At 68.9% G+C, this 16604-nt stretch carries 11 protein-coding genes; 7 read left to right on the top strand and 4 right to left on the bottom strand.

What is annotated here, in order from left to right:
• The first annotated feature begins 383 nt into the window (after positions 1–383).
• The 4 genes from HCK04_RS37025 to rsmA all read left to right on the top strand — a co-directional run bounded on the left by HCK04_RS37025 (position 384) and on the right by rsmA (position 5140).
• Complete coding sequence (locus HCK04_RS37025; protein WP_221890027.1) at positions 384–1625, top strand: glycosyltransferase; 1242 nt, start codon at positions 384–386, stop codon at positions 1623–1625.
• Positions 1626–1819: 194 nt separating this feature from the next.
• Positions 1820–3406, top strand: coding sequence for a methionine--tRNA ligase (gene metG, locus HCK04_RS37020; protein ID WP_142651994.1), 1587 nt, complete (start codon positions 1820–1822; stop codon positions 3404–3406).
• Positions 3407–3408: 2 nt separating this feature from the next.
• Positions 3409–4266: a TatD family hydrolase gene (locus HCK04_RS37015; RefSeq protein WP_142651993.1), complete on the top strand. Its 858-nt coding sequence runs from the start codon at positions 3409–3411 to the stop codon at positions 4264–4266.
• 19 nt (positions 4267–4285) lie between these two features.
• Positions 4286–5140 (top strand): 16S rRNA (adenine(1518)-N(6)/adenine(1519)-N(6))-dimethyltransferase RsmA, encoded by an 855-nt coding sequence (rsmA, locus tag HCK04_RS37010; RefSeq protein ID WP_142651992.1) that lies wholly within the window; start codon positions 4286–4288, stop codon positions 5138–5140.
• 17 nt (positions 5141–5157) lie between these two features.
• Here the strand turns inward: rsmA and HCK04_RS37005 are convergent, their stop codons facing one another.
• A complete protein-coding gene (locus tag HCK04_RS37005; RefSeq protein WP_142651991.1) occupies positions 5158–5724 on the bottom strand; it encodes a hypothetical protein in 567 nt (188 codons plus the stop codon).
• Between the two features lie 301 nt (positions 5725–6025).
• Between HCK04_RS37005 and HCK04_RS41630 the strand changes: the two genes are divergently transcribed.
• From HCK04_RS41630 to HCK04_RS36985, 3 genes are all read left to right on the top strand, one after another.
• Positions 6026–7483, top strand: coding sequence for a hypothetical protein (locus tag HCK04_RS41630; RefSeq protein WP_205831173.1), 1458 nt, complete (start codon positions 6026–6028; stop codon positions 7481–7483).
• Positions 7484–7644: 161 nt separating this feature from the next.
• Positions 7645–8571 carry a 4-(cytidine 5'-diphospho)-2-C-methyl-D-erythritol kinase gene (locus HCK04_RS36990; RefSeq protein ID WP_142651990.1) on the top strand — a complete coding sequence of 309 codons (927 nt, stop codon included), beginning with the start codon at positions 7645–7647 and terminating at the stop codon, positions 8569–8571.
• Between the two features lie 12 nt (positions 8572–8583).
• Positions 8584–10392, top strand: coding sequence for an ABC-F family ATP-binding cassette domain-containing protein (locus HCK04_RS36985; protein WP_142651989.1), 1809 nt, complete (start codon positions 8584–8586; stop codon positions 10390–10392).
• 139 nt (positions 10393–10531) lie between these two features.
• Here the strand turns inward: HCK04_RS36985 and HCK04_RS41625 are convergent, their stop codons facing one another.
• From HCK04_RS41625 to HCK04_RS41615, 3 genes are all read right to left on the bottom strand, one after another.
• On the bottom strand, positions 10532–11986 hold the full coding sequence (locus HCK04_RS41625) for a hypothetical protein (protein ID WP_205831172.1): 1455 nt from the start codon (positions 11984–11986) through the stop codon (positions 10532–10534).
• Positions 11987–12475: 489 nt separating this feature from the next.
• Positions 12476–13798 carry a hypothetical protein gene (locus HCK04_RS41620; RefSeq protein ID WP_205831171.1) on the bottom strand — a complete coding sequence of 441 codons (1323 nt, stop codon included), beginning with the start codon at positions 13796–13798 and terminating at the stop codon, positions 12476–12478.
• 546 nt (positions 13799–14344) lie between these two features.
• The gene (locus HCK04_RS41615) at positions 14345–15661 is read right to left on the bottom strand and encodes a hypothetical protein (protein ID WP_205831170.1); all 1317 of its coding nucleotides are present in this window, start codon (positions 15659–15661) and stop codon (positions 14345–14347) included.
• Between the last annotated feature and the right edge of the window lie 943 nt (positions 15662–16604).

The following is a 16604-nucleotide window of genomic DNA, read 5'->3' as shown; positions in this document are numbered from 1 at the left end:
AGTCGCGCGGATTCGACCGCCTGCTCCAACCGGCGGATGAGTCCGCGCTTCCTCCCCTCGAATGTCGCCGGTGCCTTCCATGGAACGCCCACGGGCGTGCGGCGCGGGAGAACCGCGCCACCGGGAGCCCCGCCACCCGGGCGGAGTTCCGGCCCGTCACCTGTGGGCATACCCTGCACGCCGACGTGGCCGGCGCGCTGAGAATTCTCCGGGCCGGGCTCGTCCTCTGCGACGCCGCTTGGCCGGCGACGCGGGGAGCCCGCCGCCCCAGCGGTGGGTGGAGTCACGGTTACAGAATGCCAGCCGTTTCACGGACTTGACTCGGGCGCTACGGGGAAGCGGGCATCATTGGTGTCCTGCCGTCATATGCGAGGAGTTGCGACGTGGAACTTACCGTTGTCATGCCATGCCTCAATGAGGCCGAGACCGTTGAGATCTGTGTTCGCAAGGCTCTCACCTGCATGCGCGAGAACGGAATAGACGGCGAGGTGGTCATCGCCGACAACGGCAGTACGGACGGCTCCCAACAGCTTGCCCGCGACGCGGGCGCCCGGGTTGTCCATATTGACGAGAAGGGTTACGGCAACGCCCTGATCGGCGGCATCCGTGCCGCCCGCGGCAAGTACGTCATCATGGGCGACGCCGACGACTCCTACGACTTCACGAACCTGATGCCCTTCGTCGAGCAGCTCCGGGACGGCGCCGAGCTGGTCATGGGCAACCGGTTCCGCGGCGGCATCGCTCCGGGGGCCATGCCCCCGCTCCACCGTTACCTGGGCAACCCGGTCCTGTCGTTCATCGGCCGGCTGTTCTTCCCCAGCGAGATCGGCGACTTCCACTGCGGGCTGCGCGGCTTCCGCCGCGACTCGATCCTGCGGCTGGGGCTCCAGACCGGGGGCATGGAGTTCGCCTCCGAGATGGTGGTGAAGGCCACGCTGCAGGGGCTCGACGTCCGCGAGGTGCCCACCACCCTGTCGCCCGACGGCCGCTCCCGCCCGCCGCACCTGCGCTCCTGGCGGGACGGCTGGCGCCACCTGCGCTTCCTGATGCTGTACAGCCCGCGCTGGCTGTTCTTCATCCCGGGCCTGGTGCTGATGAGCCTCGGCCTGGTCGCCGGGGCCGTGCTCTCGTTCGGCCCGGTCTACATCGGCAAGCTCGCCTTCGACGTCGACACGCTGGTCGGCGCGTCCGCGATGGTGGTCATCGGCTTCCAGGCCGTCCTGTTCGCGCTGTTCACCAAGGTGTACGCGGCCGAGGAGGGCTTCCTCCCCGAGGACCGGCGCATCCGCAGGCTGGTCGACGTCGTCACGCTGGAGAAGGGCCTGCTCGCGGGTGGCGCGCTGGCCGTGGCCGGTCTCGCGGGCCTGGTGGCCTCGCTCGCCCACTGGGGCGGCAAGGGCTTCGGCGAGCTGATCCCGGCCGAGTCGCTGCGCCTCGTCGTGCCGTCGGCGACCGCGTTCATCATGAGCTTCCAGACGATCTTCGCGTCGCTGTTCATCAGCATCCTCGGCATCCGCCGTACGCGGGAGAACCCGGTCGACATCGCGGCGTCCGCGGCCGAGGAGGCCGCCGAGGCCGTCAGCCGCGAGGCCGAGACCGTGGCCGACCGCGAGTCCGTGGCCTGACACGCGCCGCGCCGGCACGGTGTCCGCGCGGGACCGTACCCGCGGCGCGCGCCCCGCGCTGACAGGGCCTCCGTGGCGCGCGTCCCGCGCTGACGAGGTCTCCGCGGCGCGCGTGGCGCTCGCCCCGCGTCCGGGCGCGGCGTACGGCGGTTCAACCCGGGGAGTCATCTCTCCGGGGCCGATAGGATTCGCACATGGCGGCTACAGGAACGACTGCATCCGGGGAGTCGGCGTTCTACGTGACGACGCCGATCTACTACGTCAACGACGCCCCGCACCTGGGCCACGCCTACACGACCGTCGCGGGCGACGTGCTCACCCGCTGGCACCGCCAGCGCGGCGAGAAGGTGTGGTACCTCACGGGCACGGACGAGCACGGTCAGAAGATCATGCGCACGGCCGAGGCGAACGGCGTCTCGCCGCAGGAGTGGTGCGACAAGCTCGTCGAGGACGCCTGGAAGCCGCTCTGGGAGCACCTCCAGATCGCCAACGACGACTTCATCCGCACCACCGAGCCGCGCCACACCGACCGCGTGCAGGAGTTCGTGCAGGACCTGTACGACAAGGGCGAGATCTACAAGGGCGAATACGAGGGCCCCTACTGCGTCGGGTGCGAGGAGTACAAGTCGCCCGGCGACCTGCTGGAGGGCGACCTGTGCCCGATCCACAAGCGCCCGGTCGAGTGGCTGAAGGAGGAGAACTACTTCTTCCGGCTCTCCGCGTACGGCCCGCGCCTGCTGGAGCACTACGAGCAGAACCCCGACTTCATCCAGCCCGCCTCGGCGCGCAACGAGATCGTGCAGCTGGTGAAGCAGGGCCTGCAGGACCTGTCGATCTCGCGCTCGACCTTCGACTGGGGCGTCCCGATTCCCTGGGACCCCAAGCACGTCATCTACGTGTGGATCGACGCGCTGCTCAACTACGCCACGGCCGTCGGCTACGGCTCCGACCAGGCGAAGTTCGACGACACCTGGCCGGCGAACGTCCATCTGGTCGGCAAGGACATCCTGCGGTTCCACGCGGCGATCTGGCCGGCCATGTTGATGGCCAACAACCTGCCGCTGCCGCGCAAGATCTTCGCCAACGGCTGGCTCCTGGTCGGCGGCGAGAAGATGAGCAAGTCCAACCTCACCGGCATCTCGCCGCGTGACCTGACGAGCCACTTCGGCGTGGACGCCTACCGCTACTACTTCCTGCGGGCGATCCCGTTCGGCCAGGACGGCTCGTTCTCCTGGGAGGACTTCTCCGCGCGCTACACCTCCGAGCTCGCCAACGACTTCGGCAACCTGGCGTCCCGGGTCGCCGCGATGATCGGCAAGTACTTCGACGGCGTGCTGCCGGAGGCGAAGGACGCGGGCCCGGCCGAGCAGGCGATCGCGGACGGCCTGGCCGCGGCGGTGGCCCAGGCGGACACCGCGATCGGCGACAACCTCGACTTCGCGGGCGGCATCGGCGCGATCTTCGACTTCGTCAAGCAGGTCAACGGCTACCTGAGCGACCAGGCGCCGTGGAAGGTCGCCAAGGACGCCTCGCCCGAGGGCCAGGCGCGGCTCGCCACGATCCTCTACACGGCGGCCGAGTCGCTGCGCGCGATCGCGGTGCTGCTCAACCCGGTCATGCCCGCCACCAGCGAGAAGCTGTGGGCGTCCCTCGGGGCGGAGCCGCACCTCGGCGCGCTCGCCGACCAGCGGATCGCCGATGTCGCCACCTGGGGCAAGCTGCCCGCCGGGGCGCAGGTCGTCAAGGGCGAGATCCTCTTCCCGAGGCTGGAGAACGCCTGACCATGTCGCGTGAGCGTCCCGCGCCGCCCGAGGCGCTGCCGGGTGAGGTCTTCGACAGCCACTGCCACCTGGACATCATGGTCGGCAACCGGCAGGCGTCCTCGGGTGACCCGGTCGCGCTGGCGGCCCAGGCCGCCGGGGCGAGCGTCGAGTCGATCCTCGCCGAGGCGAAGTCGGTCGGCGTGACGCGGCTGGTGACGGTCGGATACGACCTGCCGTCCTCCCGGTGGAACGCCGAGGTGGCGGGTCGGCACCGGGACGTCTACGCGGCCGTGGCCATCCACCCCAACGAGGCGCACGCCGCCACGCCCGAGGTCCTCGCCGAGATCGAGGACCTCGCGCGGCGGCCGGACGTGCGGGCGGTCGGGGAGACCGGCCTCGACTACTTCCGCGACTGGGCGTCGAAGGACGACCAGCACGCGAGCTTCCGCGCGCACATCGAGATCGCCAAGCGGACCGGCAGGGCCCTGGTGATCCACGACCGCGACGCGCACGACGACGTGCTCGCCGTGCTCGCCGACCAGGGCGCGCCCGACGTGGTCGTCTTCCACAGCTTCTCGGGCGACGCCGAGATGGCCAAGCGGTGTGTGGACGCCGGTTATTTCATGTCGTTCTCCGGCCCGGTGACGTACAAGAACGCCGGATATCTGCGCGAGGCGGCGGCGGTGGCGCCGCCCGAGCTGATCCTGGTCGAGACCGACGCGCCCTACCTGCCGCCGACGCCGCACCGGGGCAAGCCCAACGCGCCCTACCTGATCCCGCTGACGCTCCGCTGCCTCGCCGAGGTCAAGGGCATGGACCTCGCCGACCTCGCCGCCCGGATCACGGCCAACGGCGAGACCGTCTTCGGCGCCTGGTAGCGCGGGAGACACTGGAGGCATGAGTCTGCTCGGGCCGGTCGAAGTGCGCGCACTCGCGGAGAAGCTGAACATCCGGCCGACGAAGAAGCTGGGGCAGAACTTCGTGATCGACGGCGGCACCGTCCGCCGGATCGTCCGGCTCGCCGGCGTCGAGCCGCACGACGTGGCGATCGAGGTCGGGCCGGGCCTCGGCTCGCTCACCCTCGCCCTGCTCCCGGAGGTCGCCGAGGTCGTCGCCGTGGAGATCGACCCGGTGCTGGCGGAGCAGTTGCCGCTGACGGTCGCCGAGCGGGCCCCCGAGGTGGCCGGCCGGCTGAAGGTGGTGCACGCCGACGCCCTCAAGGTCGGGCCGGTCGAGCTCGGCACCGAGCCGACCGCGCTGGTCGCGAACCTGCCCTACAACGTGTCAGTGCCGGTCGTGCTGCACCTGCTGGAGGTGCTGCCGTCGCTGCGGCGCGGGCTGGTGATGGTGCAGTCGGAGGTCGCCGACCGGCTCGCCGCGACGCCGGGGTCGCGCATCTACGGCGTTCCCTCGGTGAAGGCCGCCTGGTATGCGGAGGTGCGCCGGGTCGGCCCGGTCGGGCGCAACGTCTTCTGGCCCGCGCCGAACGTCGACTCCGGCCTGGTCTCGCTCGTACGGCGGGAGCCGCCGGTGACGACGGCGACCCGGCGGGAGGTGTTCGCCGCCGTCGACGCGGCGTTCGCGCAGCGCCGCAAGACGCTGCGGGCCGCGCTCGCCTCCTGGGCCGGTACGGCGGCCGCCGCCGAGAAGGCCCTGCTCGGAGCGGGGATCGACCCCTCGGCCCGCGGAGAGCAACTGAAGATCGAGGACTTCGCCCGCATCGCCGAGCAGCGGGCCGCGGCGGCGACCTAGAACCGGTTGGAACCGGTTCAGATCGGCCGGCGGCCGAGGTAGGCCAGCAGCGCGGCCACCGCGCCGGCATCGTCGCGGGCATCGTCGCCGGTTTCGATGGCGGGAGCGTACGCGCCGTAGGCCCGGAGGGGTTCGACGATCCGGGTGGCGACCTCCATCAAGGGCACGGCCATCTCCGGGGTGAGCGGCGAGGGCCGCCCGGTGGCCACGGCGATGTCCCAGGCGTGCACCGCCGCGTCGAGCGCACACGCGCCGGCCGCGAGCCACGCAGGCATGGGGCCCTGGGGGAGCGGCACCGGCACCTGCTCGGCGTCGTCGTCCACCGTCGCCCAGGCGCGGGCCGAGTCGTCCAGCGCCGCGACCTGGTCGCCGACGACTTCGGCCTTGTGCTGGAGGGGTGCGCCGCCGTACGCGTGCCCGACCCCGAACGCACGCGCGAGCTGCGGCGGCGCTTCCTGGCGATGGCGCTGGCCGGTATCGCGAGGGCCGCCGAAGAGGGGGTCGATGGGGGTGCTTTCCCCGGCCCGGCTCCGGAGCCGGGCGAGCTGAACTGGCGGTGGCGGCGACCCCGTTGATCGGGCCAATTTGGACGTGATCGACGGGAGATCCGTTCCATCGAAGAAGTGTGATTTACGTCACACCGAGCACATGTGTCGATCAGTGACAATTCGTGACATTGCGGCGACGGCGGCCCGTGTGATCAGCGAAAACGTGACGGCCGCCGAGAGGGTGCGGGCGGCGGCGACGGTCGAGATCTTGACGGGTGGCTCAGACCGAAAACCACTAGGGCGGTCACTGACAGCAAATCCTCAGATAGCTTTTAGCCGTCCTTTACTGACGGATGGGGCGCAATGGCGCCCGACGATCAGACCAGGGAGTAGTAAGTTGAAGCGCACCCTCACCCTCGGCGGCATCGCGGTCGGCCTGCTGGCCTCTGCGGCCGTCGCCACCCCCGCCCACGCGGACTCCGTTCCGCACGACACCCTGGCCAGCACGAACTTCGCCGCCCAGCAGGTCGCCGCGTTCTGGTACGGCCAGAACAAGGCCAACCTGGTCAACGCGACGCCGTACGCGGTGGAGACCACGGTCCCCACCAAGCACGTGTCCACTGGCGGCGCCTCCGCCGACACCAAGGCCGGCGTGGTCGGCTCCAGCGGTGACAAGAAGGCCTCCTCCGGCACGTCGAAGAACGTGAACCTGCCGAAGACCACCGGCAAGGTGTTCTTCATCGGCGCGGACAAGAAGCCGCACTGGTGCTCGGCGACCTCCGTGCAGAGCCAGTACAAGAACCTGGTGGCGACCGCCGGCCATTGCGTGTACGACACCAAGAGCAACAAGGCGACCCTGGACAAGTGGGTCTTCGTCCCGGGTTACTACAACGGCAAGACGCCGTGGGGCATCTACGTGGGCAAGACCGCGTACACCCACTACGACTTCGACGTCTACGAGGACGGCGACCGCGACTACGCGTTCGTGACCGTCTACAACGGCGTCCTGCCCACCAGCGCCTCGGGCAAGAGCTACAACCGGACCTACGAGACCCTCCGTGAGGCTCAGCGGGCCAAGGCCAAGCTCGACCGCGACAAGGCCTACTCGCACGTGACCATCCAGCCCGTGGTCGACACCGCCCACGTGGTCAAGGAGGGCACCCGCGACTCGCAGAAGGTCTACGTCAAGCGGGACGACTGGAAGAAGCTCAACCCCGAGGGCACCCCGGCCGACGGTCCCTTCAAGGAGGGCACCGGCGTCACGGACAAGGAATACCGCTTCAAGCCGCGTGGCTGGGAAGAGGGCAAGCAGTCCCGTGACGGCAAGGCGTTCTACCTGAAGAAGGGCGACAAGTACGTCGTCCGCACCTACTGGATCAACTACGACGTCGACTACCGCCTGACCGGCCGGGCTCTGTCGATCGGCCTGAAGGACGTCGGCACCCTGGGCTCCAACGTGGGCGGCCAGGGCCTGGCGTACAACCAGAAGATCGGCAGCGGCACGTTCGTGTTCGGCTACCCGAGCGGCTCGCACCCGGACGGCAACCACGCCTTCTCCGGCAAGACCCTCAAGTGGTCGTACGGCAAGACCTTCAAGGCGGCCGCGCCGTCGATGAAGGCCGAGGAGCTGATCGGCATCAAGTCCTCCTTCACCGGTGAGGGCGCCATCGGCTCGTCCTGGCTCTACCGCTACAGCAGCGCCAAGCGGCTTGGTTACCTGAACGGTGTGACCATGGCGGTCTCCGACACCGACGGCAACAAGCGCATCGACACCAGCGTTTCGCCGTACTTCGACGGTGAGACCCTGGCCGTCTACAAGACCGCCGCGAAGAACTGGTCCGGCAAGATCGTCTGATCGGTCACCGCTGCACGCGAAGGGGCCCGGCATCCCGCCGGGCCCCTTTCCGCTGTCCGGACCGCATCCGCCGGCGGATCTCGGGGGGTGCGGGTGACGCTAAGCTTCGGTCCCATGTCCAGGCAGTGCAGGCATGGCGACGTGAGGCGGTAGGGCGGGCGATGAGCGCGATCACGGTGCGCGTGCCGGCGAAGGTCAATCTCCAGCTCGCGGTCGGGCCGCTGCGCGAGGACGGCTATCACGACCTGGTGAACGTCTTCCACGCGGTCTCGCTGTTCGACGAGGTCACCGCCGCCGAGCCGCTCGACGCGGATCCCTCCGCCGCCCCGCTCAGGGTCAGGGTCGAGGGCGACCTCACGGGAGAGGTCCCGGTGAGCGACGACAACCTCGCCGTACGGGCCGCCAGGGCGCTGGCCGACCGCGCGGGCCGCTCCTACCGGGCCGATCTGCTGATCCGCAAGTCGATCCCCGTGGCGGGCGGCATGGCCGGCGGAAGCGCCGACGCCGCCGCGGCGCTGGTCGCCTGCAACGACCTGTGGGGCCTCGGCCTGCCCGTCGAAGACCTGATGGAGATCGCCGCCGACATCGGCAGCGACGTGCCGTTCGCGCTGCTCGGCGACACCGCCGTGGGCACCGGACGCGGCGAGCGGCTCGCCCCGCTGGAGACCGCCGGGGTCTTCCACTGGGTCTTCGCCCTCGCCGACGGCGGCCTGTCCACGCCCCGGGTGTACGGCGAGTGCGACCGGCTGCGCGAGGAGGCGGGAGTGGCCGCGCCCACGCCCGCGGTGAGCGAGGCCCTGCTCGCCGCGCTGCGCGAGGGCGACGCGAGGGCGCTCGGGCAGGCGTTGTCCAACGACCTGCAGCCCGCCGCGCTTGCGCTGCGTCCCTCGCTCGCGGACACGCTCGCCGCCGGCCGCACGCACGGCGCGCTCGGCGCGATCGTCTCCGGATCCGGCCCCACCTGCGCCTTCCTGGCCGAGTCGGCCGAGCACGCGCACGAGCTGGCCGCCCTGCTCAAGGACGTGGACGGCTGCAGGTCCGTCGTCACCGCCCACGGGCCCGTCCCCGGGGCCACCGTGGCCGGATAAGCTTTACGGGCGATGAATCTGGTCAATCTGGAGTCCGTCTCCCACGCCTTCGGGCCCAAGCCCCTGCTCGCCGACGTCTCTCTCGGGCTGGAGGAAGGCGACCGGATCGGCGTCGTCGGCCGCAACGGCGGCGGCAAGACCACGCTCATCTCGATCATCGCCGGAACGCTGAAGCCCGACAGCGGGCGGGTCACCCACACGCGCGGGCTGCGCGTCGGCGCGCTCGCCCAGCGCGACCAGTTCGACCCGGACGCCGCCGTGAAGGACATCGTCCTGGCCGGCCGGGCCGAGCACGAGTGGGCCGGCGACGCCGCGATCAGGGAGATCCTCGCCAACCTGCTCGCCGACATCGACCTCGCGGCCCCCGCGGGCGCGCTGTCGGGCGGGGAGCGCCGCCGTACGGCACTGGCGCGGCTGCTGGTCGAGGAGCACGACCTGCTGATCCTCGACGAGCCCACGAACCACCTCGACATCGAGGCCATCGCCTGGCTGGCCGGGCATCTCGTCCAGCGCAAGTCGGCGCTGCTCGTCGTCACCCACGACCGGTGGTTCCTCGACGCCGTCTCCACCCGCACGTGGGAGGTCGTCGACGGCTCGGTCGAGCGATACGAGGGCGGCTACGCGGCGTACGTGCTGGCCAAGGCCGAGCGGGCGCGGATCGCGCAGGCCGCCGAGGAGCGCCGGCAGAACCTCATGCGCAAGGAGATCGCCTGGCTGCGGCGCGGCCCGCCGGCCCGGACTTCCAAGCCCAAGTTCCGCATCAACGCCGCCGAGGCGCTGATCGCGAACGAGCCGCCGCCGCGGGAGACCGTCGAGCTGCTGAGCTTCGCCTCGGCGCGGCTCGGCAAGACCGTCGTGGACCTGGAGGACGTGACGCTCCACGCGGGCGGCCCAGGCGCGGGGCCCCTGGTGCTCGACCACTGCACGTACCAGTTCGGCCCGGGCGACAGGATCGGCCTGATCGGCGTGAACGGCTCGGGCAAGTCGTCGGTGCTGCGCCTGCTGTCCGGCACGGTCGAGGCCGACTCCGGCCGCATCGTGCGCGGCAAGACCGTGCGGCTCGCCCACCTGTCGCAGGAGCTCGCCGAGCTGGACCCCACGCGGCGGGTGCTGGAGACGGTCGAGGAGATCCGCAAGTACGTCCAGGTGGGCAAGAAGGAGTGGTCGGCCTCCCAGCTGCTCGAACGCCTCGGTTTCCGGGGCGAGGCCCAGTGGAAGGTCGTCGGCGACCTGTCGGGCGGCGAGCGGCGGCGGCTGCAGCTCCTCCGGCTCATCATGAACGAGCCCAACATGCTGCTGCTCGACGAGCCGACCAACGACCTCGACATCGAGACGCTCACCGAGCTGGAGGACCTCCTCGACGGCTGGCCCGGCACGCTGGTGGTGGTGAGCCACGACCGCTACTTCCTGGAGCGGGTGGCGGACCGCTGCGTCGCGCTCCTCGGGGACGGCAGGCTGTCGATGCTGCCCGGCGGCGTGGACGAATACCTGGAACGCCGCGCGGCGGGCGCCGCGTTGTCGGCCCGGGCGGCCGCCGCCACGGGCGCTCCCGAGCGGGCCGCCCGCGACGAGCAGCCGGCGCCGTCGGGCGGGCTGTCCGCCAAGGAGTTGCGGGAGCTGCAGAAGGAGCTCAACCGGCTGGAACGGCAGATCGACAAGTTCGGCGAGCGTGAGGCGAAGCTGCACGCCGAGATGGCCGAGGCGGCGAGCGACTTCGAACGCCTGGGCAGGCTCGACGCCGAGCTGCGGGAGATCGCCGCGCAGAAGGAGGCGGCCGAGATCGAGTGGATGGCGTTGGCGGAGCGCCTCGAAGGGCAGTAGGCCGCCGGCCGGTCGCGATCTCGGCAACCGGAGATGTGATCAACCCATCGGCGAGGCGGAGAAATCCGCCACCGGCGAGGCGGAGAACGGAAAGGGGCCCGGCGGGATGCCGGGCCCCTTCGCGTGCAGCGGTGACCGATCAGACGATCTTGCCCGACCAGTTGTTCGCGGCGACCTTGTACACGCCGTACGTCTCACCGTCGAAGTACGGGGAGACGCTGGTGTCGTAGCGCCGGTTGCCGTCGCGGTCGGCGACGCCGATGGTCACGCCGTTGAGGTAGCCGAGCCGCTTCTTGCTGCTGTAGCGGTACAGCCACGCCGAGCCGAGCGCGCCCTCGCCGGTGAACGACGACTTGATGCCGATGAGCTCCTGCGCGTTGATGGTGGGGGAGCTGGCCTTGAAGGTCTTGCCGTACGACCACTTGAGCGTGTTGCCGGAGAAGGCGTGGTTGCCGTCCGGGTGCGAGCCGCTCGGGTAGCCGAACACGAACGTGCCGGCGCCGATCTTCTGGTTGTACGCCAGGCCCTGGCCGCCCACGTTGGAGCCGAGGGTGCCGACGTCCTTCAGGCCGATGGAGAGGATCCGGCCGGTCAGGCGGTAGTCGACGTCGTAGTTGATCCAGTAGGTGCGGACGACGTACTTGTCGCCCTTCTTCAGGTAGAACGCCTTGCCGTCACGGGACTGCTTGCCCTCTTCCCAGCCACGCGGCTTGAAGCGGTATTCCTTGTCCGTGACGCCGGTGCCCTCCTTGAAGGGACCGTCGGCCGGGGTGCCCTCGGGGTTGAGCTTCTTCCAGTCGTCCCGCTTGACGTAGACCTTCTGCGAGTCGCGGGTGCCCTCCTTGACCACATGGCGGGTGTCGACCACGGGCCGCAGTCGAAGGTGGGAGTAGGCGTTGTCGCGGTCGAGCTTGGCCTTGGCCCGCTTGGCCTCGCGGGAGGTCTCGTAGGTGCGGGCGTAGCTCTTGCTGGAACCGCTGGTGGGCAGGACGCCGTTGTAGACGGTCACGAACGCGTAGTCGCGGTCGCCGTCCTCGTAGACGTCGAAGTCGTAGTGGGTGTACGCGGTCTTGCCCACGTAGATGCCCCACGGGGTCTTGCCCTGGTAGTAACCGGGCACGAAGACCCACTTGTCCAGGGTCGCCTTGTTGCTCTTGGTGTCGTACACGCAATGGCCGGCGGTCGCCACCAGGTTCTTGTAACGCGACTGCACGGCGGTCGCCGTGCACCAGTGCGGCTTCTTGTCCGCGCCGATGAAGAACACCTTGCCGGTGGTCTTCGGCAGGTTCACGTTCTTCGTGCTGCTGGTCGCCTTCTTGTCGCCGCTGGAGCCGACGACGCCGGGCTTGCTGTCCGCGGAGGCCCCGCCGGTCGAGACGTGCTTGGCGGAGACCCGCGTCTCCACGTTGTACGGCTTGGCGTTGCGGAGGTTGGCCATACGCTCGCCGAACCAGAAGGCGGCGACCTGCTTGGCGGCGAAGTTGCTGCTGGCCAGGGTGTCGTGCGGAACGGAGTCCGCGTGCGCGGGGGTGGCGACGACGGCGGAGGCCAGCAGGCCGACCGCGATGCCGCCGAGAGTGAGGGTGCGCTTCAAGGGTTGTACTCCTCGGTCTGTCGGGGGCACAAAACAGGCCCACACGTCAGTAAAGGGACGGTAAGCAAGCTATCGAAGGAGGCAGGCGGAAAGTAGGGCCGAAACCTGCCCCGGCGGCGCACCCGCATTGATGGAGGTCGGAGCCGAACCTGAAAGGTTCCTGTGTTTGCGCTGATGAGATGCTGATTTCGCGGGGGTGTGCGCGCTCTGTGTCGCTGATCACAAACGCGGCAAATGTGACGTAAATCACATTCGTGAGATGGAACCGTGTGGCCCGGTGATCACGTCTGATCCGCCCCATGCGGCGTTGCTCCGGCGGCCGAGGGCCCGGTCGCCGCGGACGGCGGGAAGACGCGTCTGAGGCGTCGTGAGGGCGTCGTGGCGGCGGGGAGCGTGGAGAGCGTTCGCGGGAGATACCGGCACAAAAGGAGAAGGGCCCGGCCGCAGGCGGCCGGGCCCTTGCTCAGCTGAGCCTCAATCAAGAAGGCATCAGACGATGTTGGAGGAGGGGGTGGCGGCAGCGGCCTTGTAGACGGCCAGGGTCTCACCGTCGAAGTACGGCGAAACGCTGGTGTCGTAGCGGTCGTTGCCATCGGTGTCGGAGACACCGATGGTGACGCCGTTCAGGTAACCGAACCGCGTCGCGTTGTTGTACTTGTACAGCCAGGCGGAACCGGAGGCGCCCTCGCCGGTGAACGACGACTTGATGCCCTGCAGCGCCTCACCCTTCAGGGCCGGAGCCGTGGCGGGGAAGGTCTTGCCGTAGCTGTACTTGAGGGTCTTGCCGGTGAAGGCGTAGTTGCCGTCCGGGTGAGAGCCGCTCGGGTAGCCGAACACGAAGGTCGGCTGGCCGACCTTCTGGTTGTAGGCCAGGCCCTGGCCGCCGACGTTGTCGCCCAGCTTGCCGACGTCCTTGAGGCCGATCGTCAGCTTCAGGCCGACGACCTTGTAGCCCACGAGGTACTTCTTGCTCTGCGTGGACGAGGGGGAAGCCGAGGCGGACGGCGAGGGCGACGGGGAGGGGCTCGCCGACTTGACGCCCGGCTTCTGGTCCGTGTAGACGGGCACGACCTTGAGGCTCGAGTAAGCCGTGGTCTTGTCCTTCGCCAGCTGGTCCTTGGCCTTGTAGGCGTCCCACTTGGTCCGGTAGAGCCGGGACTCGTACTTGCCGCCGCTGGTGCCGCCGTCCGTGGGGACGACACCGTTGTAGACCGCGACGAACGCGTAGTCGAAGTCGCCGTCACCGTAGGTGGTGAAGTCGAAGTGGGTGTACGCGATCTTGCCGACGTAGATGCCGTACGGCGTCTTGCCGTTGTAGTAACCCGGGACGAAGACCCACTTGTCCATCAGGTCCTTGTCCTTCACCGTGTCGTAGACACAGTGACCGGCCGTGGCCACCAGGTTCTTGTGCAGCGACTGCAGGGCGGTCGCGGTGCACCAGTGCGGCTTGTTGTCCGAGCCGATGAAGAACACCTTGCCCGTGGTGCGGGGCAGGTTGACGTTCTTCGACGTGCTCGTGGCCTTCTTGTCGCTGCTGGACGAGACGACACCGGGCTTCGTGTCGGCCGTTCCCTTGGGCATCGTCGAGACGTGCTTGGCGGCGACCTTGGTCTCCGTGCCGTACGGCGTGGCGTTGACCAGGTTCGCCATCTTCTCGCCCAGCCAGAAGGCGGCGACCTGCTTGGCGGCGAAGTTGGTCTCGGCCAGCGGCTTGGCCTTGGGCTTGAAGTGGTCGGCGTGCGCGGGGGAGGCGACGAGGGCGGTGGCCAGCAGGCCGGCCGCGACGCCGCCGAACGCGAGGGTGCGCTTCAAGTGCTCTCCATGGTCTGTCGTGAGGCGCGGCTTCGCCTCATGCGTCAGTAAAGGATGCGCAAAAACTACCGGATTGGTAGCTGAGGGCGTAAGAGAGGTGAAGCAATGGGTATCACCTCGTGATCTTGATCGTGATCTTCAATGTGAATGCCATTGCTCGCGGGCGCTGCGGGGTCTTTCCCGGTGAAATTCGCCGTGGCGGGAGCGGGCTTCCCGGGTGTCGTGAGGTCGTACGGGCCGGCCGCGTCCGGGCACTGACGGGACGGACTCCTCCCTGGCCGTACGGAGGGAGAGGACCTGGCGGCGCCGGAACCGGATGCCGCCGTCGCGGCGGTGGCCGGGCGGTCCCGGGAAGGGCGAGGGGGACGGTTAATAGCCGACGCCGTTCGTTTTCCCCGGCGTCTTCTCACCGTCTTCCCGGTGTCTTCAGTGGTGTCTTCACGGAGTCTTCTTCCCGGCGCCTTCTCGGCGGTCCGGCGAAATGCGTAAGAAAAAGGACCCGGCTGGAGGCCGGGCCCTTTTCTCACATCATTGACCGGGGGAAGATCAGACGATCTTGCCCGACCAGTTGGCGGCGGCGGCCTTGTAGACGCCCAGGGTCTCACCGTCGAAGTACGGGGAAACGCTGGTGTCGATCCGGCCGTTGCCGTCGGTGTCCGAGACCGCGATGGTCACACCGTTGAGGTAACCGAGCCGCTTGGCGCTGCTGTAGCGGTACAGCCAGGACGAACCGATGGCGCCCTCACCGGTGAAGGAGGACTTGATGCCGACGAGCTCCTCGGCCTTCATCGAGGGAGCGCTCGCCTTGAAGGTCTTGCCGTAGGCCCACTTCTGGGTCTTGCCGGTGAAGGCGTAGTTGCCGTCCGGGTGCGACCCGCTCGGGTAACCGAACTCGAAGACGGCCGTGCCGACCTTCTGGTTGTAGGCCAGGCCCTGACCACCGACGTTGGCACCGAGGGTGCCGACGTCCTTGAGGCCGATCGACAGCTTCACGCCGGTGACCTTGTAGCCGATGATGTTGCGGCCCGGGCCCTGGTCGTGGCCACGGCCACGGTCGTTACCGCGGTTGTCGCCGTTCTTCCAGCTGTGGTCGTTGTCCTTGCCGGCGGACTTGCCGAAGACCGGCACGACCGCGAGCTTCGACCAACCGGTGGTCTTGTCGGCCGCGAGCTTGGCCTTGTAGTCCTCGGCGTCCTTCTTGTTCTTGAAGAACTTCGAGACGCCGCCGCCGCTGGTGCCGTTCTCGGTGGGGATGACGCCGTTGTAGACCGTGACGAACGCGTAGTCGCGGTCGCCGTCCTCGTACACGCTGTAGTCGTAGTGCGTGTAAGCGGTCTTACCGACGTAGATGCCCCAGGGGGTCTTGCCCTCGTAGTAGCCGGGGACGAAGACCCAGTTGTCCAGCGTCGTCTTGTTCGACTTGGTGTCGTAGACGCAGTGACCCGCGGTCGCCACAACGTTCTTGTAGGTCGACTGCAGGGCGGTCGCGGAGCACCAGTGCGGCTTGCCGTCGGCGCCGGTGAAGAACACCTTGCCGGTGGTCTTCGGCAGGTTCACGTTCTTCGACGTGCCGGTGGAAGCCTTCTGGTCGCCGCTGGAGCCGACGACACCGGCCTTGGTGTCAGCGGAAGCCCCGCCGGTCGTCACGTGCTTGGCGGCGACCGTGGTCTCCACCGTGTACGGCGTGGCGTTGACGAGGTTGGCCTTGGCCTGGGCGTACCAGTACTGGGCGACCTGCTGAGCGGCGAGGTTGGTGTTGGCCAGGTTCACGCTCGGGATGGAGTCGGCGTGAGCCGGGGCGGCGATGGCGGCGGAGGCCAGCAGGCCGGCCGCGACACCACCGAGTGCGAGGGTGCGCTTCAACTTTCTCTCCCTGGTCTGTCGTGAGGCGACTCCTGCGCCCCATACGTCAGTAAAGGAACGGTCAGAAAGTTATAGGAGAAGTTGGTGTGGTGTAAGTGGAACCACCGCGTCCGCCCATCCCCTCCGGACCCGCGAACTTCGGGGTGGTTGAGGGGTCTGTGCGGCATCTGCGCTGATCACGAGTGGTGTCGGACGTCTGTTGCCGTACCGAGTGTCGGCTCTCAGATGGGGGCTTATGTGATGTAAATCACACTGATCGGATGAAACCGAGAGAGGGGGTACTACGTCAAAAGGGCCCTCGGCGGACCGTGTCCATGCGCTCAGCCGCCCGTTCCGGGTGCCCAATAAGGGCCCAAACGGCGGTCCGTGGGCGATCTGGCGGGATAGGGGTTCCGAGTGGTTCCCGTCCGTCTGGGAGCGATCTGCGGCGTGTACGGCGAGCCGGCCCGTCACACGTTCATCCGGCGGCCGGCGGCCCGGGCACGAGCATCGCGAGCATCGTGGGCGCAGGGGATCCGGATGGCGCTCGGAGCGCAGGGAGTGCGGCGTCTGTGCTCCAGGCGCTCACCGAAGGGCCCGGCGGGGCGTGGGATGCCCGCTGCGGCGAGACGGCGGGCGAGGGCGAGGAGAAGGAGACGGGCCGGAGCGGACGGCTCTGAGATCGACTTGCGGGATCGGCTCTAAGCTCGGCCTTGTGAGCTCGGCCCTGTGGCTCGGCTCAGAGACCGGCCGTGAAATCCGCGCGGGGATCCGTCTTGAGATCGGCTATGGGCTCGACTCCGGGAATCGGCCCGGGCTCGGCGTTGGGCTCGGTTCTGGGATTCGCCCTGAGTGCGGCTCTGGGATCGGCCGTGAGATGGATGGTGTGACCGCCGTGCTTGAAGCGCGGGTGTGGTCGGTTTCGGGCAATGGAAAAGGGCCCGGCTGGAGGCCGGGCCCTTTC

This window comes from Microbispora sp. CL1-1, assembly GCF_012034195.1.
Taxonomy (GTDB): domain Bacteria; phylum Actinomycetota; class Actinomycetes; order Streptosporangiales; family Streptosporangiaceae; genus Microbispora.
This window is presented reverse-complemented; position numbering and strand designations above follow the sequence as displayed.

Coding starts and splice junctions, on each gene's coding strand:
- metG (WP_142651994.1), top strand. CDS start 1,820: ATGGCGGCTACAGGAACGACTGCATCCGGGGAGTCGGCGTTCTACGTG.
- HCK04_RS37015 (WP_142651993.1), top strand. CDS start 3,409: ATGTCGCGTGAGCGTCCCGCGCCGCCCGAGGCGCTGCCGGGTGAGGTC.
- rsmA (WP_142651992.1), top strand. CDS start 4,286: ATGAGTCTGCTCGGGCCGGTCGAAGTGCGCGCACTCGCGGAGAAGCTG.
- HCK04_RS36990 (WP_142651990.1), top strand. CDS start 7,645: ATGAGCGCGATCACGGTGCGCGTGCCGGCGAAGGTCAATCTCCAGCTC.
- HCK04_RS36985 (WP_142651989.1), top strand. CDS start 8,584: ATGAATCTGGTCAATCTGGAGTCCGTCTCCCACGCCTTCGGGCCCAAG.